Annotated in this window: 14 protein-coding genes; 6 read left to right on the top strand and 8 right to left on the bottom strand. The window is 36.7% G+C overall.

The window, feature by feature from the left end; all coding sequences use genetic code 11:
• Nucleotides 1-482: 482 nt before the first annotated feature.
• Nucleotides 483-635 carry a hypothetical protein gene (locus WCV66_RS25555; RefSeq protein ID WP_198165160.1) on the top strand — a complete coding sequence of 51 codons (153 nt, stop codon included), beginning with the start codon at nucleotides 483-485 and terminating at the stop codon, nucleotides 633-635.
• Between the two features lie 421 nt (nucleotides 636-1,056).
• Nucleotides 1,057-4,209, top strand: a complete 3,153-nt coding sequence (locus tag WCV66_RS25550; protein WP_338787387.1) for a peptidase G2 autoproteolytic cleavage domain-containing protein — start codon at nucleotides 1,057-1,059, stop codon at nucleotides 4,207-4,209.
• 1,106 nt (nucleotides 4,210-5,315) lie between these two features.
• Here the strand turns inward: WCV66_RS25550 and WCV66_RS25545 are convergent.
• On the bottom strand, nucleotides 5,316-6,068 hold the full coding sequence (locus WCV66_RS25545) for a sulfotransferase (RefSeq protein WP_066335762.1): 753 nt from the start codon (nucleotides 6,066-6,068) through the stop codon (nucleotides 5,316-5,318).
• A gap of 289 nt (nucleotides 6,069-6,357) precedes the next feature.
• Between WCV66_RS25545 and WCV66_RS25540 the strand changes: the two genes are divergently transcribed.
• A complete protein-coding gene (locus WCV66_RS25540) occupies nucleotides 6,358-7,290 on the top strand; it encodes an NAD-dependent epimerase/dehydratase family protein (protein ID WP_338787386.1) in 933 nt (310 codons plus the stop codon).
• Between the two features lie 654 nt (nucleotides 7,291-7,944).
• On the opposite strand, the gene WCV66_RS25535 is transcribed toward WCV66_RS25540, so the two are convergent.
• The 6 genes from WCV66_RS25535 to wecB form a co-directional block, all read right to left on the bottom strand.
• A complete protein-coding gene (locus WCV66_RS25535; RefSeq protein ID WP_338787385.1) occupies nucleotides 7,945-9,531 on the bottom strand; it encodes a peptidase G2 autoproteolytic cleavage domain-containing protein in 1,587 nt (528 codons plus the stop codon).
• 560 nt (nucleotides 9,532-10,091) lie between these two features.
• On the bottom strand, nucleotides 10,092-10,532 hold the full coding sequence (locus tag WCV66_RS25530; RefSeq protein WP_338787384.1) for a hypothetical protein: 441 nt from the start codon (nucleotides 10,530-10,532) through the stop codon (nucleotides 10,092-10,094).
• 342 nt (nucleotides 10,533-10,874) lie between these two features.
• Nucleotides 10,875-11,834: a hypothetical protein gene (locus WCV66_RS25525; protein WP_338787383.1), complete on the bottom strand. Its 960-nt coding sequence runs from the start codon at nucleotides 11,832-11,834 to the stop codon at nucleotides 10,875-10,877.
• A gap of 649 nt (nucleotides 11,835-12,483) precedes the next feature.
• Nucleotides 12,484-13,311: a dTDP-4-dehydrorhamnose reductase family protein gene (locus tag WCV66_RS25520; RefSeq protein ID WP_066335798.1), complete on the bottom strand. Its 828-nt coding sequence runs from the start codon at nucleotides 13,309-13,311 to the stop codon at nucleotides 12,484-12,486.
• Nucleotides 13,311-14,297, bottom strand: coding sequence for a polysaccharide biosynthesis protein (locus tag WCV66_RS25515; RefSeq protein ID WP_338787382.1), 987 nt, complete (start codon nucleotides 14,295-14,297; stop codon nucleotides 13,311-13,313). The genes WCV66_RS25520 and WCV66_RS25515 overlap by 1 nt, the downstream gene beginning before the upstream one ends.
• Entirely contained in the window at nucleotides 14,290-15,381 is a 1,092-nt protein-coding gene (gene wecB / locus WCV66_RS25510) for a non-hydrolyzing UDP-N-acetylglucosamine 2-epimerase (protein WP_338787381.1), read from the bottom strand. Before wecB ends, WCV66_RS25515 begins: the two co-directional genes overlap by 8 nt.
• Nucleotides 15,382-16,121: 740 nt before the next feature.
• Here wecB and WCV66_RS25505 point away from each other — a divergent pair.
• Genes WCV66_RS25505 through sat form a run of 3 tightly spaced genes read left to right on the top strand, consistent with a single transcriptional unit; the run spans nucleotide 16,122 to nucleotide 19,683 of the window.
• Nucleotides 16,122-17,885 (top strand): SLC13 family permease, encoded by a 1,764-nt coding sequence (locus WCV66_RS25505; protein WP_338787380.1) that lies wholly within the window; start codon nucleotides 16,122-16,124, stop codon nucleotides 17,883-17,885.
• A gap of 26 nt (nucleotides 17,886-17,911) precedes the next feature.
• Entirely contained in the window at nucleotides 17,912-18,538 is a 627-nt protein-coding gene (gene cysC / locus WCV66_RS25500; RefSeq protein ID WP_066335810.1) for an adenylyl-sulfate kinase, read from the top strand.
• Between the two features lie 47 nt (nucleotides 18,539-18,585).
• Nucleotides 18,586-19,683, top strand: coding sequence for a sulfate adenylyltransferase (sat, locus tag WCV66_RS25495; protein ID WP_413789699.1), 1,098 nt, complete (start codon nucleotides 18,586-18,588; stop codon nucleotides 19,681-19,683).
• Between the two features lie 64 nt (nucleotides 19,684-19,747).
• Here sat and WCV66_RS25490 read toward each other — a convergent pair whose 3' ends face one another.
• Entirely contained in the window at nucleotides 19,748-20,542 is a 795-nt protein-coding gene (locus WCV66_RS25490) for a PHP domain-containing protein (protein WP_338787378.1), read from the bottom strand.
• Between the last annotated feature and the right edge of the window lie 49 nt (nucleotides 20,543-20,591).

Below are 20,591 nucleotides of genomic sequence, written 5' to 3'. Positions count from 1 at the left end.
TCAAATTCAGTGAGTTTTTTTGTCAATATGTGATTCCGCATAGTTTTTCCCAAAATTATTACTAAAAGGCCATTTACTCCTTTGACAGAACTATTTTAATAGTTTCCCATTCCTCTATAATTTTTCCTTATCTCTTTTACTGGAATCAAATGATCATAAAATTATTTTTTTGATACGGACTTCTAAAAATTGAATTTAATGATCTTCAACCCGTTTTAGGTAAGTGCATAAAAATAATTAAATCTTCTATCACTTTATTAAACTCTCCATTCTAACAAATTGAAAAAATCTGGGCAATACTCTAAACATTTTATTTTACATAATCGTAGTAACGGATATTATTTAGAGTTTTGGAGCTTTGTCACTATCCTTTCCATTGCTTAGACAAAAGTGGAATATTCCTGTGATTTAATAGTTTTCTCCATACTAATATGTAGTTGAAACATAACAAAAATGAAGAGGCCAAATGGGTAGTTGTAGGATTGATCAGTCAAATCCGTGTAATGGATGATGGTATGTGTGAAGTTAATGGTTACTGTAAGCCGAATGGTGAAGGAATTGTTATAAAATCAGATCAAGGATACCGTGTAATGGAGCGTACAGGGCCAAATCAAGTATTGGTATTGGTGAAATAGTACCTAATAGAATTTAATGTTTTTTGGGACAGACATCACCCTTTTGTGAGTTTGTCTATTTTTATTCCTAGGATGTCCTCTATTCTTCTAAATCAAGGTTTAGACAATAGTGGAAAGTTCCAGTTATTTAATAGTTTTGTCCATACATAAGCTTTTTAGCAACATATTATAAATGTAGAAGCCATTCTATTTCATGACAGGAATATGAGTCTACCATACATGCTCTTAGGCATTTCAACATGTTTAATCGTTTTTGTAGTTATGAAATGCTTCTCTTTCTTGTACTATTACTCTTATATTTATTTGTCAATCAAACCTATAAGAAATAGAAAGTTAGATTTTATCCTAATAGGTTTCTGTCTATTCTGGGTTGAAGTTTTATTCAGTTTTTTATGAATCTAGTAAAAAGGAGATGGTAAATATGTCGAATGGATGTAATCAAAATCCGATTGGAACCTGTTCGGAAGCGGAAGGGATCAATACAACGGCCAACGGAGATGCTTCTCATGCCGAGGGATTTAATACAGTTGCAAACGGAGATGCTTCCCATGCTGAAGGAAGTAACACAACCTCAGGGGGGGACGCTTCCCACACGGAAGGGTTTGATACCGAAACAACAGCTGAAACAGCACACGCAGAGGGATCTACTACAACTGCAAGCGGGGTTGCTTCCCACGCGGAGGGATATCTAACCACTGCTGGTGCAAATACTTCCCATGCTGAAGGAAGTGAAACAATATCGTCGGGAATCTCCTCCCACGCGGAAGGGTTTCGGACGATGGCGACAGGTAATACAGCACATGCAGAGGGAAATAATACGACAGCGAGTGGGGTTGCTTCCCACGCTGAAGGGATAGGAACAACAGCAAGTGGTAGAGCATCTCATGCCGAAGGTTCCAGTTCAACAGCAATCGGAGAAAATTCGCACACTGAAGGATTGAATACACAAACAACGATCGGCGGTGTTAACGCGCATGCTGAAGGTGAAGGAAATACGGCCAGCGGTAGAGCCTCTCACGTAGAAGGCGGCGGCGTAGATCCACTTGGGAACCCTGCTCCTAACCTTGCGAGCGGCCCGGCTTCACACGCGGAAGGTATCGGTACCATCGCAAGTGGGTTTGCCTCCCATGTGGAAGGGGGAACTCCAGACATTAATGTAAATCCGGCTCCACAGGCTCTTGGGGATTTCTCCCATGCAGAAGGAGTTGCGACTACTGCCATTGGAGATGTCTCTCATACCGAGGGATTTGAGACTACGGCTAGTGGAATAGCCTCCCATGCGGAAGGTTCCGGTACTTTAGCTAGTGCAGATTTTTCTCATGCCGAAGGCCAGAGTACAACCGCCAGTGGGATAGCCTCCCATGCGGAAGGGGCTTTAACAAACGCGAGCGGGCAAAACTCCCATGCCGAGGGAGCAAGTACAACTGCCAGTGGTCCTGCTTCCCATGCCGAAGGAGCAAGTACAACAGCTAGTGGAGCTTTTTCCCATGCAGAGGGAAATAGTACACAAGCAATCGGAGATAATTCCCATGCCGAAGGGGTGAGTACAACCGCCAGTGGCGATGGTTCTCATGCAGAGGGCATGGGTAACACAGCCAGTGGAATTGCTTCACATGCGGAAGGTCAGAGTAATACTGCCAGTGGAAATACTTCCCATGCCGAAGGAAGTGAAACAACTGCATCGGGGATCTCCTCCCACGCGGAAGGGTTTCAGACAATGGCGACAGCTAATACAGCCCACGCAGAGGGTAATACTACAACAGCAAGCGGGGTGGCTTCCCATGCGGAAGGTTTCGGTACTTTAGCTAGTGCAGATTTTTCCCATGCCGAGGGGAACACTACAACAGCTGCAGGAGCTAATTCGCACACGGAAGGATCGAATACGCAAACGACGCTTACCGGTATCAATGCCCACGCGGAAGGAGAAGGTACAACAGCTAGTGGTGCTATTTCCCATTCCGAAGGGTTACAAACAGTAGCAAGTGGAACAGCCTCCCATGCGGAAGGACAGGGAACCATTGCAAGTGGGCTTGCCTCTCATGCAGAAGGTACTTCAACAAGGGCTATTGTCCAGGATTCACATGCCGAAGGGTTTGGAACTTTAGCAAGTGGAAATCAATCACATGCGGAAGGGTCAGGTACAATAGCCAGTGGATTTAGAGCCCATGCGGAAGGGGAAGGAAATACAGCAAGTGGAAGAGCTTCTCATGCAGAAGGTGGAGCAGTTGACCAAAATGGCAATCCTGCTCCTACTTTAGCCAGTGGGGAAAGTTCACACGCAGAAGGGGTTGGAACGATTGCGAGTGGCTTTGCTTCTCATGCAGAAGGGGGGACTCCAAATATCGCGGCATTCCCTGGTACAGTGGCCAGCGGAAATTTTTCTCATGCTGAAGGATTTAGTACCACCGCCAGTGGTTTTTCTTCCCATGCGGAAGGAACCTTAACCACTGCCGGTTTTGGTCAGGCTTCCCATGCGGAAGGATTTAGTACCACCGCCAGTGGATTTGCTTCCCATGCGGAAGGAGATGATACCACCGCCAGTGGATTTGCTTCCCATGCGGAAGGAGATGATACCACCGCCAGTGGAGCCCGTTCTCATGCGGAAGGACTTAACACAACGGCTAATGGAGAGAACTCTCATACAGAAGGGTCAGGTACAATCACATTTGTGGGTGCAATTAATGCTCATGCAGAGGGATTTAATACAAGAGCGAGTGGGTCTGCCGCCCATGCGGAAGGAAATAATACAAATGCGAGTGGGTCTGCTTCCCATGCGGAAGGTTCAGTTACAGAAGCTAGTGGAACCTCCTCCCATGCGGAGGGAATTGGCACACAAGCACGAGCAGACTTTTCGCATTCAGAGGGGCTATCTACGATTGTAGATGTAGCTCATACGGGTTCTCATATCATGGGTCAAAATGGAACCACGCGCTTCCCCTTTTCTTGGCATCTAGCAAACGGCCTCGCTATTGGACCGACATTAAATTCTGCCGTCATTGAAGGGCTAACGGGAAATTTATTTCTAGACGGTGTTGTACTATCTCCTGCTGCAGCCGATTATGCGGAAATGTTTGAAACAATGGATGGCAAACCGATTGATGTTGGCTACTTCGTAACGTTTAATGGGGAAAGTGATAAAATACGAAAAGCGAATGCAAATGATGATTATATTCTCGGGGTAGTGAGTGCGACTCCAGCAATGATTGCAGATGCAAGTGATTTGCGTTGGCACAATCTCTTTGTAAAAGATGAATGGGGCAGGATCAAATACCATGAGGTGGTTGTACCAGAAATAAAAGATAAAGAAGGAAGAGTGATTCAACCCGCTTTTACAAAAACGGAACCGATATTAAATCCTGAATGGAACCCTTCACAGGAGTATATCCCACGTTTGCAAAGACCTGAATGGATTCCTGTTGGTCATGTAGGGAAACTTCTGGTTCGGGATGATGGCACATGCAAAGTTGGTAGTTATTGTAGACCTAATGATGAAGGAATTTCAACTGATTCAATTGAGGGATATCGAGTAATGAAGCGTACAGGACCAAATCAAGTATTGGTGTTTGTTAAATAGAACCATATATGAATTCAATGATACGAGGGACAGACATCACCCTTTGGTGAGTTTGTCCTTTTATTTACCTAATAAATTGCTTCTATACTTTCTAAGTGGCTAAGAAGAATACTATCTGAATAAATAATTATTCATTTATAATGAAAAATTCTGTTACGCTTTATTATCATTGTTTAGAAAAAAGTAAAAAGTTTCCTATAGATTAATAGTTTTGTCCATACAAAAACGTAATAGTAACATTGCATAAGTGTAGGAGTCATTCTATTGTAAGACAGGAGGAACATCATTATGGGAAATGGTGATTACATTCAAGATTTTGCATTGCTTGTTATATGAGTCTACGACACATGTTTGTAGGTATTTTCAACATGTCCTATCGCTGTTGCAGTTATGAATAGGATTCTTTTTTGATTACTACTAATCTTATATTCATTTGTCAATCAAACCTGGAAGAAATAGAAAGCTACATTTTATCCTAATAGATCTGTCTATTCTAGGTTGAAGTTTTTTTTAGTTTTTAAAAAATCTAGTAAAAAGGAGAGTGTGGTTCCTGTTGGTCTTGTTGGAAAACTTCTGGTTCGGGATGATGGAACCGCAATAGTCAATGGCTACTGCAAACCAAATAAAGAGGGGATTGCCACCGTTGCCGAACATGGATACAGGGTGATGAAGCGTACGGGTCCTAATCAAGTATTTGTGTTGGTTTAATGAAACTTTAAAGTATTAATCTTACTGTGGGCTGATTTTACGTTTTATAGGCTTGCCCTTTTTTCATAATAGGTATGGCTTCTTGGTTCCCTATATGCAATAAACCCAATTCATTTGGCTTATTTACATTTCCCACTATATGTTGCAGAGATAAATAATGGTTCGTTATATTACATGCAAATACCTGTCTAAGTCATTAGAAAATAAAAACTCCTTGTCTATTAAGGAGTTTTGTTGATTTATATGAAATATCCATTAAAAGAATAAAGATTACATCACTAAATAGGTTAGAGTCAGGCTATGGATAAGAACCTAGAATAAATCTTAATTTTTATTCCGTTTTAGCCTTCAGTATGTCAAGGTTTCTTAGATTTTGCACACATAATAATTTTTGAAAATTAAATGTTAAATCCTAGTTTCCTTATTAAATCAAAATCATCTTCTGAAAAGATACTTAAATCATGGTGTTTATATCTTTCCCATGATTTAGGGAGGTGGATCAGACTCGCCAATTGATCAATGTTAAACTTTGAATGGTCCAATTCCAAAAACATTATTAGCCTGCTGATTTCCTTTTGTGGATTAACACATAATTGATTAAAGTTAATAAGTAGAAAGTTCTGATTAAACAGTTCATGTCCTATTCTTATCGCTCTTTCATTGGATGAAAACCAATATTGAAGACTTGATTTCGGATCCACCTTTGAAGAGGGTTTTATGTTATACAAGTCTCCCCAGCGGGAAAGCTGATTTTGATTATCACTATATACCATTTCTAACCCATGGCGTATTACATGTATATACTTAATTTTTTTAAAGTATTTATTTAAGTATTCGATATAAATATGGGTTGGTGGGTTTTTCCATCCCCAGCCAATATATTTAGAATGATTGATTTCTAAGGATTTCAGCATTATTTTTTCAAATGTCTTCAATCGTTCGAAAATGGCCTGTTTATTATTTTTATCACTTTCTTTAAACCATTCAGATTGTCCAAATAACCTACCAAATTCTATATTGTCATTTGCATGATTTAATGGGCCTAGATAATAACCTAGTTCTTTTAATAATTCTGCTACCACTCTAGTTCCACTCCCACCCACGCCTCCAATAACGACAGGTCCAATGAAAATTCCCTTTTTATCCGCCATCTGTCGATTACCCCCTTTTTTACTTAATTCATGCTAAAAGAAATTGCATTGCTTAATACTTCGATTGTTAGTTTTTTCATATTTTTCATTTACTATATATCTATGAAAAAATGAAGGGTTTTGAATAATTAATTTGTTTAATTTCAGTATTACAATAAGTGAAGTCTCTTTTAGTAAGATGAAACAATCTCTTAGATGCGAGCCTTTTCAAAATGTATTAGGTAGGTAACTTATACGAGTTCTGCTGATGTAACATACACTAATAAAAACTATAAAGGGAGAATGATATATGAAAGCTGTCGTTACTGGAGGGGCTGGCTTTATTGGTTCTCACCTCACTGATGAACTTATAAAGATAGGGGTGGAAGTGCATGTGCTGGATAACATGATATCCGGACATTTGAATTATGTTCACCCACTTGCTGTCATTCATCATGTAGACATATGCAGTGCTGAGGCCAAACAAATTATTTTGCAAGAAAAGCCCGACGTCGTATTCCATTTGGCTGCTCAGGCAGATGTTGAACGGTCTATTCTTAATCCAAAATATGATGCTGATGTGAATATTAGTGGAACTATCAACATACTCGAAGCATGTCATGAAGCTTCCGTAAAAAAAATAATCTTCGCCTCGACTTCAGGGGTATATGGAAATTTAGAAAAAGAGCTGATTTCTGAAAAAGACGAAGCGGTACCTGTTTCCTACTACGGCTTATCCAAATTGACAGCTGAGTCGTATATCCGATTATTTTATCAGCTTTACGGACTTTCTTATACAATTCTCCGTTACGGAAATGTGTACGGTCCTAGACAAACAGCAAAAGGAGAAGGCGGAGTGATAGCTGTCTTTCTCGAAAAAATTAAAAAAGGGATGCCTTTATGTATTCACGGAGACGGGGAACAAACGCGTGATTTTATTTATGTAAAAGACATTGTTCAGGCGAATATAGCTGCCATGGAACGAGGACATCAAGAAACCATTCAGGTCAGTACTTCCAAGAGAACATCGGTCAATCACTTATTAAAATATCTGATGCAAATTCATGTTTCTACTATTGATGTTGTCCATACACCAGCAAGAAAAGGAGACATTAAACACAGTTGTCTTGATAATAGCAAAGCATGCCAAATGCTGAATTGGAAACCACAGGTTGATATCTTACAAGGATTAACCGAAACTTATACTTTTTCTCATAATAAAAATAATGTTGATAAAACCTAAAATCAATAATTAGTCTTTTAATCGTTCCAATCTAATTAAGAATATTTTATTAATCTAAATATATTTTTTATCTGAATAATTTTTTAGTAGAAAGAATTTAGCACCATTTAAAAGGAGGGTGAATAGAAACATCCTTTTTGGTAAAGGAAGTGTTCTCAATGTCAGGAGATAATTCTAATCAACTATTAATTTTCCTTCTTACCACAAGTATATATATAGGAGAAACAAATAGTCATTTGAAAATAAATGCTTACATTAATATGTTAATGGTAATTTTTGCGGTACTTCTACTTTAGCAAATAAGCAAATAAGTCTTTTAACATTCTTTATTTACTTGTAGAGGAAGAGATGTTTTTTTCTCTACAAGTTTATTATGTTGCCTTTGGAAGAGTATATAAAATTAGCATTGAAAAAATAAATCTTGTAGGATGCTTTGCGTAATACTTGTTCACTTGAACAATGGACAAGGTGAATTCCCAATGAACGCTAAGTTTTTTTGTAATGAGCAACTATACTGTTTTAATGGCTAAAAGTCATGTAAATGATAAAAAAAGGGCAAACTCACCAAAAGGTGAAATCTGCACAAAATGAGAAAGAATTCAGACAGTTTCTATTTTTTTCTAACAAATGATAACTTTATTAAATCAAGGTTTTTTATGAGTTTAATAGTTTTTGTTTTTCAATCTGAAATTCCTCTTCTGTAAGATAGCCCTGTTCTTTTAATTTTGCTAATTTTTCTAGTTGATCAACTTTGTTGTTACTAGGATTTCGAAAAGCTTGAGGAACGATAACTAAGACTTGATTTTGATTTGTACGCTGCATGACCCTATATCCTTGATTCGAGGCTGTTGCAATCCCTTCATTGTTAGGTTTGCAATAACTACCTGGCTTGCATGTGCCATCATCCCGAACAAGAAGTTGCCCGATTAGACCAACAGCCACCCATTCTGGTCTTCGGGAGCGCGGAAGATATTCCTTGGATGAATTCCAGCTAGGGTTCAACACCGGCCTGCGTTCGGACCTTTGGGGATTGATCACATTGCCGTAAGTATCGAATTCTGAAGGAAGAGCGATGTCTTCGTACAAAACTTCTCCCCATTCGGTGGTCATGTACTTGCTCTTCCATCGCAGCTCTCCGCTATTGGCTAAGACTGCCGGCTTTGCGCTTGTGATCCCAAGTATAAAATCATCTTGTTCATTTGCTATGCGCACTTTATTTTCATCCAAAGTAACGAAGTAGCCAAAATCGATCGGATTCCCATCCGTTGTTTCGAACATTTCCGCATAATCTGCAGCCGGTGAGGAGACCGTTCCATCAATTTTGACGTTGCCATCGCTTAATATTTTAGCGGCCAAACCTGGTGTCGAGGCATCTAGGCCATTAGCCAGGTACCAAGAATACGGCAGCTCGTTGGCTGCACCGAATTTCCCCATGACATGAACGCCTTCCAAAAGGTTCGCATTCGTCGATTGTCCCTCTGTGTGGGAGAAAAATCCTGAAGCGACCGTGTTCACTCCTTCAGCATGTGAAGTGAAGCCGTTAGCAATGTTAAGAGCGCCTTCCGCATGAGAGTTTTGTCCGATCGCTTGCGTCTGATTTCCTTCAGCATGGGAAAGATCACCGGAAGCGACGGAACGCTGCCCCTCAGCATGAGCGAAACTGCCGCTAGCCATAGTCAGATTACCTTCTGCATGAGATGCTCTGCCGGTTGCTTGCGTCTGGTCGCCTTCCGTATGCGAAGATTCACCTTGGGCAATCGTACCTTGTCCTTCTGCATGAGAAACGAGACCGCTGGCAACCGTATTTTCTCCCTCTGCATGGGACGCAATGCCTGAGGCGGTCGTTAGATTTCCCTCTGCATGGGCATGTAAGTTCAAGGCTCTTGTGTTTGAACCCTCCGCATGAGAAGCGTTGCTTCCAGCAATTGTCGAAATTCCTTCTGCGTGGGAAGCCACTCCATTCGCCCTACTAAAATTCCCCTCTGCATGTGCAGTATTAGCTGTGGCCCTAGTCTGAAACCCTTCAGCGTGGGAAGCCACCCCGCTGGCTGTCGTAGTAGAACCCTCTGCGTGTGCCGAATCAACTGTCGTATTAGTCTGAAATCCTTCAACATGAGAAGCTGCCCCGTTAGCAATAGTATTTATTCCTTCAGCATGAGAAGCAGTACCATTGGCAGTTGTATTCAGCCCTTCCGCTTCCGAACATGCTCCAATAGGATTTTGATTACATCCATTCGCCATTCTTATTCACTCCTTTTTATAAAAATTACCAAAAAACAAGTTATAGACGTAAAAACACAAACAAGCCACCTATATGAAGTTATCTGCTTTACTTAGAATGAATAGAAAGATGCCAATGAAGATAAAATGTTGCTTTATATTTCTTGTTGGCTTGGTACAATGATTTTCTAGAAGGGGTTTTTAGTAGACATAAATAGATCATTTTATAACCGTCATTGCTGATATTTAGGTAGCAACCACGAAGATGAATAGATCACTAATAGATTAAGAATGTACCAATAACTCATTAGTATGGAAAAACTCTTTAACTTATAGATATTCTATTTTGACCTGCAGTTAAGGTGAAGAAAGGAGATTCATTTTAATAGACCTAATGTCTATTAAATATAATTGGTTAAGCCTTGAATTCCGTAGAATCCAAGGCGATAAGAATCATAATGTCACTAATTGTGTATGCTGTATTCATTCTTATTCAATATGACAAGGATTTGCCCTTCCATTGTGAATGTTTTGGCTTTTACTTTTCATTCATATCAACTAATAAATAGTTGTTCATCTTATTAGTTGGAATATACAGCTGCATTAAAACTTTCAGGACCCGTACGCGTTGGTGCGATTGGTATTCCCCCAGGTATACTAATAAATGCTTGATAAACCAAAGATCCAGTGTTAGGTGGATTACTGTCTGCACCGGTTAAAGTTATTATTGTTCTAGAAGCAACCCCTAGGACACCTATAGCTGGTGATGTTTCTACAGCTGAATAAACAAGGACACGTCCTGGTCCTATCCCTCTATAAATTTCAATGGCGATTGGTACTGCAACAGTAGCTAAAGAGCTAATGGCAGCTGTTGCAGTAAATTGAACACGTAGATTCGGTCCTGCACCTGATGTGTTAAGACCTAGTGTTCCAAAAAGTGTTGGCGTAGAGGTAACTGGAGCAGCAATTCCCCCACTATAACTAATATTTTGTGAAATTTGCGCGTCTACAAATTGACCCATAATTCTCACCTCTTTTCTAATGATGTACTCTATCATATGAAAGTGAGCATTATTATGTATAGACAAGTAATCTATTATAGAAGAATAAATTTTTCGCAAAATATTTGATATATATAGGATAATATTTTATTTGATATTTTCCGGGATAGAATCAGTTCTTGATTGCTTATATGATAGCTACTCATGTAACATCCGATAATAAATGGTAAGAGGAAGCTGGAATTATTGTCACTCCTCGGTAAAGAACTTCTGATGTAAGATGTAGAAGGGATGTGTTGGATGAGTTTTCCAATGACTTTTAAAATTGCTTCCGTCCTTATTTCATCATGAAAGCCTTGTTTTTCAATTGATAGAATATATTGCATTTAAATTGTAATCCTCTAAATTTTTTTCCCAAAGTAATTTTTTCTTATTGATATCATAGCATGCTAACCTAGTTGGCAATACGCCGTACTGCCCGTTCAAACTAATTGTCCCATTCGGATTAATTTCTCTCGAAGGCCTAATTCTAGAAAAACCAACTAAAATTGTGTCATCATTTAGAGGTTTTATTCCTCTGCACCAACCTATTTTCTTTATATTGTTGGTGATTTCAACAAGATTTATGACCTTTTCTACAATTAAATTATTGGCGTTAACGATTACTATTCTCCCATCAACTTGAGTAAAGTAAATTTTATTTTTATAAACTACTCCATCATGTACAAGTTCTCTGCCGATTGTTATCTTTTTACTTGGATTAGTCAAACACACTGCGTCCTTTTGTAAGCATCTAGTGGCCCATATTTCATTATTTAATTCAAATACAAAATTGGGATGAGATTTATGTGGTTTTGTTGTAGGAACTTTCCGATAATCTGTAATCTTATTAAAACGCTGCCATGGATTTTCACCTAGTACATTCCAACAATTTAATAATTCACCTTTAGAAGAAAGTTCAATAACCATATCTAATCCAGTATTCACCACCAGCATATTACCATTTGCTCTAGGACTTACATGATGAATATCATTGAAAAATGGTAGAGAGAAATACTTTTCAAGTTGGAAATTTTTTGTATTATATATTAAAATCTCAGTAAGAGTACCTACATAAAGCTTTTGCTTAGAAAGAGTAGCAGCTGTAAATGAAATTGACGCATTATTTTCTGGACAAACTTCTGGGGGAGATATATAATCAACGACCTTATTAACAACCTGATTTTTCAATTCTATATCTAAAACAATACCTTTCATAAATCGTTGCCAATCATTTGATTTTATTAATTTTTGTTGAGCCCCGACCAAATATACTCTATTCATCTATCATCACCTTCAATTAAAAGTTTATATTCAAATTTTAATATGAAAATACACATCTAATTAATATAACGCTTTGCAAGAAAAATATTTTCTTCCTCATTATTTTGTGTATAAGAAATTATGATTATGGCCTATTAAACTTTTGTAATAGGATACTAGAGAAAGAAAAAGTAGGATTGGGGAATGTTTTTAGATGAAGTAAACAAATTTAGAATAGAAGATTTTATCTCTATAAATCTTATCTATATATCACTTTCCTAAGGAGTATTGCTAAAAAAAAAATTTTTTATTTACCTACAATTAGCGATTAATAACATTTGTTCTCTAACAATACGGACTTCCGCAAACAGCAGAAGCGAAGCCAATGCAGTTCTTTCTGCCAAGCTTCGCTATTTTTTACTTCAGGTGAAAAATGATGAATCTGTACTTAATTTAATGTTTCTATGACATTTTGATCAGGGTTAATCATTAACGATTGTGCAAGATGGATTTTGTTAATAGGGTTTAGATTGAAAATGGATGGACAGGATGAAATCACGATAATGATACGTGTTTTCCCTGCAAAATGAAGAAAATAGTAAGGTTTGATCTTAATGTATTCTGTCCTGAATCTTATTAGATCGCAAAATTAGTTGCGTGATCTAATGATTCATTGATTTAGCATCCACTCTCTTAGTTCAAATAGCATTTCTTGATAACTTGGAATTAGGTATTGAAAATCTGCTCTTGTTCTTTTAATGGAACGGTCTAGTACAATTTCTGTATCTGGAATAATTTGAACATCATTTTTCCTAAAAATTTCCTGGATCAGCTTTAATAATGTATACTTTGACACTTTCTCATCTGACCCTAAATGATATAATCCAGTGACGTTATTTTGAATCATTGCTTCAATTGCTTTAGCTAATTCGAGTGTTGTCACACCATTCCAAAGCACTTTCTCATACCCCTTTATTTTTCCCTTTTGCTTCATGAACCATAAAAATAGTCCAATGCCGTTATCTTTTACCTCAGGTCCAATAATTGATGTACGAATTGTTAAATGTTTATCACTTATTATTTCTCCTAGTTGTTTGGATTGAGCATAAAACGAGGTACCGTCAGGAACATCATTCTCAGTGTAGTCGCCTTTTGTGCCTGAAAAAACGCAATCTGTGCTAATGTGAATTAACTTCCCATGGTAACGTTCGGTTAATTTGGCTAATTGATGTGGTAATAAGCTGTTTACCTGAAATGCCAGCTTAGTATTAGTGCTCGCATGTTCATTTAATATCCCTATACAGTTGACTGTAATATCCGGCTTTATTGATTCTATGATTTTCTCTAACTCTGTTGAATTGGTTACATCCAGATAAATCCCATCCTTATCGTCTGGATCCCTTGATGTATAGAAGACATTATACTTAGGATTTTGTTGGAAATAAGATGTTATCATATGCCCGGCCATTCCTTTTCCACCAAGGATCATTATTTTCATTAAATAAACCCGCCTTTCATTAATAATTCATTAATCTCAGCTCTATTTAATAATTCTTTGCTAGAATTATAATTTTCTAAACTCACAGGTTTATAATTGGAATAATGTTCTTTTAGGCCCTCAATGTGAATTGTCGGCAGAATAACAAAATATTCATCATCATAGGCAATTGTTGTTTTGCTTTCATATCCTGAAAGAAGTAGCTCATGGATTTTTTCTCCAGGTCGTATACCAAGTGTTTCAATCTCAACATTTTCGGTGTTAGATGCTTCTATTAATACATGGGCAAGATCGATAATTTTTAATGCAGGCATTTTCATGACAAAGATTTCTCCACCAATGCTTTCAAATGTGGCTTTAAAAACTAATTTAATAGCATCTTCAATGGTTAAAAAGAATCGAGTCATCTCCAAATCAGTAATACCAATTTTGCCTTTTTCTCGAATTTGCTTTTTGAATACGTGGATTACACTACCGTTTGTTCCTAAAACATTTCCTCCACGAATACACACAAATTTTGTTTTCGTGTTTAATGTATTAGCATGAATAATCAGTCTTTCACCCATTGCCTTTGATAATCCATAGAAGTTCGAAGGATTTGAGGCTTTATCCGTAGAGATATAAACGACTCTATCCACCTTACAGTGTATAGCTGCATCTATTACATTTTGTGTCCCTATTACGTTCGTTTTCAATGCTTCAATTGGCTGATACTCACAAACAGGAACGTGCTTTAAAGCGGCCAGGTGAAAAATGTAATCAACTCCCTGACAAGCTTCGATTAATGCATCTTTCTCTTTAATATCTCCAATAATAAAATGCAATTTCGGATTATTATCAAATTCTTGCTTCATGGTAAATTGATTTGACTCATTCCGTGAAAAAATCCGAATTTCTTTAGGATTGTATGTTAATAGCTGTCTAACTAATTCATATCCCCATGAACCAGTACCGCCTGTTACCAATATGGTTTGATTATTAAACAATTTTCAGGCCCCCTAGTAAAATTTTAATGACTTTATCTGAAACGTTTATATGGTCATATCCTGCAGGAAATGACCAGTTATTTGACTGATTGGCCATTACATGGACACAGTTCAAGATCTGTTCGGCGTCTATTCCTGACAACATATTACTGCCACATTCGATTGTTTCAGGTCTTTCCGTTGTTTTGCGAATCGTAACTGTAGGAACGTGAAACAAACAACACTCTTCTTGAACCGTTCCGCTATCTGTTAACACGCAATAAGCATTTTTTTCAAGTTTGACAAAATCAAAAAATCCAAACGGCTCATGGAATTCAACCAATGGATGAATCTCTAATTCTGTGTTCGCCTCTAAACGGGACTTCGTGCGCGGATGTATACTACATATCACTCTTTTTTGGTAAGCATCGGCGACCATGTTAATTCCCTTCATAATTTCCTGCAAACGATCTTCATGATCAACGTTTTCGGCACGATGAACTGTAACCAAAAAGTAGTGATCTTTTTCTAACATTAGTTTGTTGAGGATATTACTTTGCTCAATCTCTGCTTTGTAATGTTCTAATACCTCATTAATTGGATTGCCGGATATGATAATACGATGTCGGGGAACGCCTTCGTTTAGTAAATTTTCTTTGCTTTGAGGGGTGTATGGGAGATTAAAGCTTGAAATCGCATCGATAACGCGACGATTTTTTTCCTCTGGAACTTCTAGATCAAAACAGCGGTTTCCGGCTTCCATGTGGATCACTGGAATTCCCATTCTTTCTACTAAAATTGCACTTAGGCCGCTGTTGGTATCCCCTAAAACAAGAACTTTATCGGGTTTTTCCTGCAAGATAATTTTCTCTAATTCTTTATATATAGTAGATAATTGTTCTCCTAACGTGTGTTGTTGATTCAACATGATATAATCTGGTTTCCGGACCTTTAACTCTTGAAAAAATATCTCACTTAGAGATGAAGTGAAATTTTGTCCTGTATGCACTAATATGTGTTTTTCTGCATGATCATCTAATTTCTTAATAATAAGGCTTAATCGGATAATTTCAGGTCGTGTCCCCAAAATAGTCATTATTTTCATCTTACACACCCTTTCTGAAAATGTAGTTTTTCTTTATTTCTATTCCAGAGAAAGCTCCCTTTAACTGTTAATCACTTATTAAAATATGTTTTTATTCGTTTATTGCTATAGGCTACTCTATTAGAATTTTCTCCTTATCAAAGAACAATCAATTGCCTATACCAAATAAATAGCCAGTAGATGTTTAAAACATGGACAGATGTCACTTTTAGAACTTTTCCATAGGCTCTCATCTTTAAATCTAGGTTTAAAGGTGATGGGAATGATCAGGAAAATAGCTGCAGTTAGGTTTTTATAAACGTTGGGTTAAACTAATTTAGAACCACTTTAACTACATGCACTTGACCTAAATAAAATTTCTGATACAGAAAATCATGAATCAAATTCAAACAAACAATTAAAAATAAAAGACAGAGAATTCATCATAATGAACTCTCTGTCTTTTAATAATTTTCTTAGTAGTAAACATCATTATAAACCTATTACCTATTACCTATTGCATATGAACTAGGTTTATAGTTAATAGATATGAAAAGGGGGAAATCTATGTGAGATAGTATGTGTATAAAAGGAGACTACATCAAACTAGGTTAAGGTTAATAAACTTATTAAGGCAGATTACAAGTGGAATTTTGTATAAACCAGAAAAATATGTGAAACATGTGCGGATATTATGTACAGGTTTCAAAATCTGACATAAAAATATTAAGATAATTAATATTAGTCAGGAGAGATCATCTATGACCCTTGATGCAATCATCCTATGCATCATTCTATCCTCCATGTTTATCGTCCTTATAAAAGAATGGCTATCACCTGAATTTACCGTATTTTTAGCAATATCTGCCCTTATGTTAACTGGCATCTTAACCCCAACGGAAGCATTAAATGGATTTTCAAATCCAGGTGTTCACACAGTAGCATTACTTTTTATTCTTGGAGCTGCTGTATCGAAAAGCGGTATCTTGCATGAACTCGTAAATAAGATATTAAGTCCAAAAAAGTCTATTTCACAGATATTATTGCGATTAATGGTACCGGTAAGTGCACTTTCAGCGTTTATGAATAATACACCAATTGTTACGATGCTAATTCCTACTCTTCAAAATTGGGCAAGTTCTAATCATATTAAGCCTTCTAAACTGTTAATTCCATTATCATATGCAGCAATTTTAGGTGGAACAATTACATTAATAGGAACATCAACTAATTTGATCGTTCAAGGGTTATTATTGGAGAAAGGCTTGGAAGGATTCCATTTATTTGACTTTACCTATTTTGGCATACCTTTGACTTTCGCAGGCATACTATATATCGTTTTTATCGGTCACTATCTTTTACCAAGTAGAACAGCAAATATTGAGACGTTTCAAGATGAACAAGACAATTATATTTATGAGTTTGTTATTGAAAAAAACTCTTCATTAATCGGTAAAACGATTATGGAAGCGATGCTTCGTGATTTAAATCAATTGTTTCTTATAGAAATAATTAGGAATGAAAGTATAATTGTTCCTGCGCCAAATGATGAAATACTCGAAAGTGGAGACATTCTTGTTTTTTCTGGAAATCCTGAAGGATTAATGAAGATTAGTCATGTCCTAGGACTTAAACACAATATTGAAAATCAAAGAAATCTTTTAAACAATCATACAATACTTTATGAAGTAGGAATTTCCGATCATTCACCACTTTTATATAAAAAAATAAAAGAAAGTCATTTCCGCTCCAAGTATAATGCAGCGATTGTTGCTGTTAAACGTAAGAGTAAACAAATTACATCAGGAATTGGAAATGTCGTTCTTAAACCGGGGGATACCCTTTTATTACTTGCTAAAAATGACTTTGTTAAGTCATGGACAGATTCTGAGGACTTCTATTTTATTTCTTCTATTAATACGACAAATAAGCAAACACGTTTAGGGAAGATCGTGATCAGTGGCATCCTATTAGGAATTATCTTTGCATCAATCTTTCAACTCTTACCTATATTTACACTCGCATTAATTGCGACCGTCATTTTATTATTAACCAAAATAGTAACTGTTTCTGATGCTATAAAAGCAATTAATTGGAATGTCATTATTTTAATGGGAAGTGCTATTGGAGTAGGTAAAGCTATCGAAAAAACTGGATTAGCACATAGCGTAGCTGCATTTCTTATAGAATTGCAATCTAGTTTAGGAATAATTGGAATCTTGATTTGTTTCTATTTTGTAACATTGATTTTGACTGAGATCCTTAATAATCTTGCTACAGCTGCTTTAATGTTTCCGATTGGTTTTTCCATTTCTCTTCAACTGGATTTAGATCCAATGATGTTTGCCATGATTACTGCAATTGCAGCTTCGTGTAGTTTTTTAACCCCAATCGGATATCAAACAAACTTGCTTGTATATGGACCTGGAGGTTATAAATTCACAGATTATCTGAAAGTTGGTTTACCTTTAAGCTTCATTTGTATGAGTGTTACAATTTTTATCGCCTATTTGAAATGGTTGTAAAATACATTTGAAAGGAGAATGTTATCTTGAGTAATGGTGATAAAGATAATCATGTCGTCTGGCATCAATCACTAATTAGAAAAGAAGACAGACAAAAGCAACATGGCCATAAAAGTTTAATGATTTGGTTTACGGGTCTATCAGGGTCAGGTAAGTCAACGATCGCAAATGCTCTTCAACATGAATTATACAAAAAAGGAGTAAGTGTTTATTTATTAGATGGGGATAATCTTCGTCATGGCATAAATCGTAATCTATCTTTCTCAGAAGAGGATAGAAAAGAAAATATTAGGAGAACAGCAGAAATTGGTAAGCTGTTTGTAGAGGCAGGAATCGTCGTGCTTGCTGCACTTATCTCTCCATTTGAAGTAGATCGAATAAATGCAAGGTCTTTATTTGTGCCGGATGAATTTATTGAAGTTTATATCAAATGTTCACTCCAAGAGTGTGAGCAACGAGATCCAAAAGGACTGTATAAGAAAGCAAGAAAAGGGGAAATTCAACAATTTACTGGGATTGATCAGCCCTATGAAGAACCAAAAGACCCCGAAGTCATTATTGATACAGATAAATTATCAATAAAAGAATCTGTAGAGATCCTTTCATCCTATCTTGTTAGTAAAGTTCGTCTCATGGAAAATACAAAGGAGTGAGTGTTTTGACATTAAGTATTCCTCATGGTGGTACTTTAGTGAATCGAATGGAGTTAAATTTCGATTATTCAACCATTACTACGGAAATTGAAATAGATGTGATGAGTTTATCGGACTTAGAATTGATTGCAAATGGGGCATACAGTCCTCTTCAGGGCTTTCTTGGAAAAGCTGACTACGAATCTGTTTTAGAGAATATGAGGTTAGCTAATGGAGTGATTTGGAGTATTCCAATTACGCTTCCTGTTTGTGAAAAGGTAGCAGAGAAGCTGAGAATTGGAAAAATAATAAAGTTGAAACATAAAAATGATATCTATGGTGTTTTAGAATTAAAAGAAATGTATACACCTAACAAACTAGAAGAAGCAAAAAAGGTTTATCAAACAACTGATGAAAATCATCCTGGAGTCAAAAAACTATTTGAACGCCCAAATGTCTATTTAGCAGGACCTATTACTTTATTAAAGATTCCACCTAAAGAGCGTATTTTTGAACAATACTATAAAACCCCTTTGGAAACAAGAAATGAGTTTAAAAAGAATAATTGGGAAACAGTAGTAGGATTCCAAACAAGAAATCCTGTTCATCGAGCACATGAGTATATTCAAAAAACGGCTCTAGAAACAGTTGATGGCTTGTTTTTAAACCCTCTAGTTGGTGAAACAAAATCTGACGATATTCCAGCAACGATTAGAATGAAAAGCTACGAAGTATTATTAAAAAACTATTATCCAGATGATCGAGTGTGTTTAGCCGTATTCCCAGCTGCAATGAGGTACGCTGGACCAAAAGAAGCTATTTTTCATGCACTGGTACGAAAAAATTATGGCTGTACTCATTTTATCGTTGGGAGAGATCATGCTGGAGTCGGCAATTATTACGGTACATTTGATGCGCAAAAAATCTTCACACAATTGAGTTCTGAAGAAATTGGCATCATGATCCTTGGCTTTGAGCATAGCTTTTATTGCACAAAATGTGAAAATATGGCTACTAGTAAAACGTGTCCACATAATAAGGAAGATCATTTGCACTTATCAGGGACAAAAGTTCGAGAGATGTTACGAAAGGGGATTACTCCACCACCTCAGTTTAGTCGTCCCGAAGTGATTGAAACCTTAATTAATGGCTTAAAAGATTCATAATTAAAAGAGCTGTTTCAATAGAATGGTGTGAGGAGAGGAGATAGGCTTTCTCCCTCTAACCATATTATGGCTTAAACCTAAACTCACCGATTTCATGTGCTTCATTATGAAAATCGGACCCACCTGTCATCATCTTTCTATACTTTTCCGCTAAACTTTTATACCTTTTACTATCTTCTTCGCTTTGTTTTCGATGCCATACTTCTATTCCGTCAATAGCCAATTGCATTAACTCTTCAACGATTATATCATCGTGAATGAGTAGAGGATGTGCTAAAACGGCTACTCCTCCAGCTCGATGAATTAACTCTATTCCACTACTAGGCGAAAGCTCCATTTTATCCTCTGCACATGGTTTCCCATCCCCTAAATAAAGATCAAATACTTCTTGTGTATCTTTAGCATAACCTTTATCCACAACTGCTTTTGCTATATGAGGGCGGGCAATTACATTTCCTTTACTATATTTTTGAATACCCTCTAAAGTAATGGTCATTCCTAATTCACAAAACTTATTTACAATTAATAGACACCGATTTTGACGATGTTTTCTCATTTTCTGCAAAATACTTGATAACTCTTTTGTTTCGTGAATATTATAGCCTAAAATATCAATGGTTTTCCCTTTATATTTAGTGCTTAATTCAATACCTGGAATAATTGTTATCCCTATTTTTCTGGCTGTTTCTATTGCTTCTTGAATTCCATCAAGTGTATCGTGATCAGTTATGGCAATTGTGGTGAGTCCTTTTTGAGCAGCCATTTTCACTACTTCACTTGGGGAAAAACTGCCATCTGAAGCAGTTGTGTGTAAATGCAAATCAAAGCGGCCATTCTCAATTATTTTCAATATCTCCAAATATCCTCGCTCCTTATAAATAAAAATCCAAAAATTAAAAGTCAAATAT

Origin of the sequence: Metabacillus rhizosphaerae (genome assembly GCF_037201795.1) — a bacterium.
GTDB classification, from domain to species: domain Bacteria; phylum Bacillota; class Bacilli; order Bacillales; family Bacillaceae; genus Metabacillus; species Metabacillus rhizosphaerae.
Note: the sequence above shows the minus strand (reverse complement) of the source record. Positions and strands in the feature narration are given on the sequence as shown.

Excerpts from the sequence above, each read along its gene's own strand:
- WCV66_RS25550 (WP_338787387.1), top strand. The coding sequence starts at position 1,057 with ATGTCGAATGGATGTAATCAAAATCCGATTGGAACCTGTTCGGAAGCG.
- WCV66_RS25545 (WP_066335762.1), bottom strand. The coding sequence starts at position 6,068 with ATGGCGGATAAAAAGGGAATTTTCATTGGACCTGTCGTTATTGGAGGC.
- WCV66_RS25540 (WP_338787386.1), top strand. The coding sequence starts at position 6,358 with ATGAAAGCTGTCGTTACTGGAGGGGCTGGCTTTATTGGTTCTCACCTC.
- WCV66_RS25535 (WP_338787385.1), bottom strand. The coding sequence starts at position 9,531 with ATGGCGAATGGATGTAATCAAAATCCTATTGGAGCATGTTCGGAAGCG.
- WCV66_RS25530 (WP_338787384.1), bottom strand. The coding sequence starts at position 10,532 with ATGGGTCAATTTGTAGACGCGCAAATTTCACAAAATATTAGTTATAGT.
- WCV66_RS25525 (WP_338787383.1), bottom strand. The coding sequence starts at position 11,834 with ATGAATAGAGTATATTTGGTCGGGGCTCAACAAAAATTAATAAAATCA.
- WCV66_RS25520 (WP_066335798.1), bottom strand. The coding sequence starts at position 13,311 with ATGAAAATAATGATCCTTGGTGGAAAAGGAATGGCCGGGCATATGATA.
- wecB (WP_338787381.1), bottom strand. The coding sequence starts at position 15,381 with ATGAAAATAATGACTATTTTGGGGACACGACCTGAAATTATCCGATTA.
- WCV66_RS25505 (WP_338787380.1), top strand. The coding sequence starts at position 16,122 with ATGACCCTTGATGCAATCATCCTATGCATCATTCTATCCTCCATGTTT.
- sat (WP_413789699.1), top strand. The coding sequence starts at position 18,586 with ATGGAGTTAAATTTCGATTATTCAACCATTACTACGGAAATTGAAATA.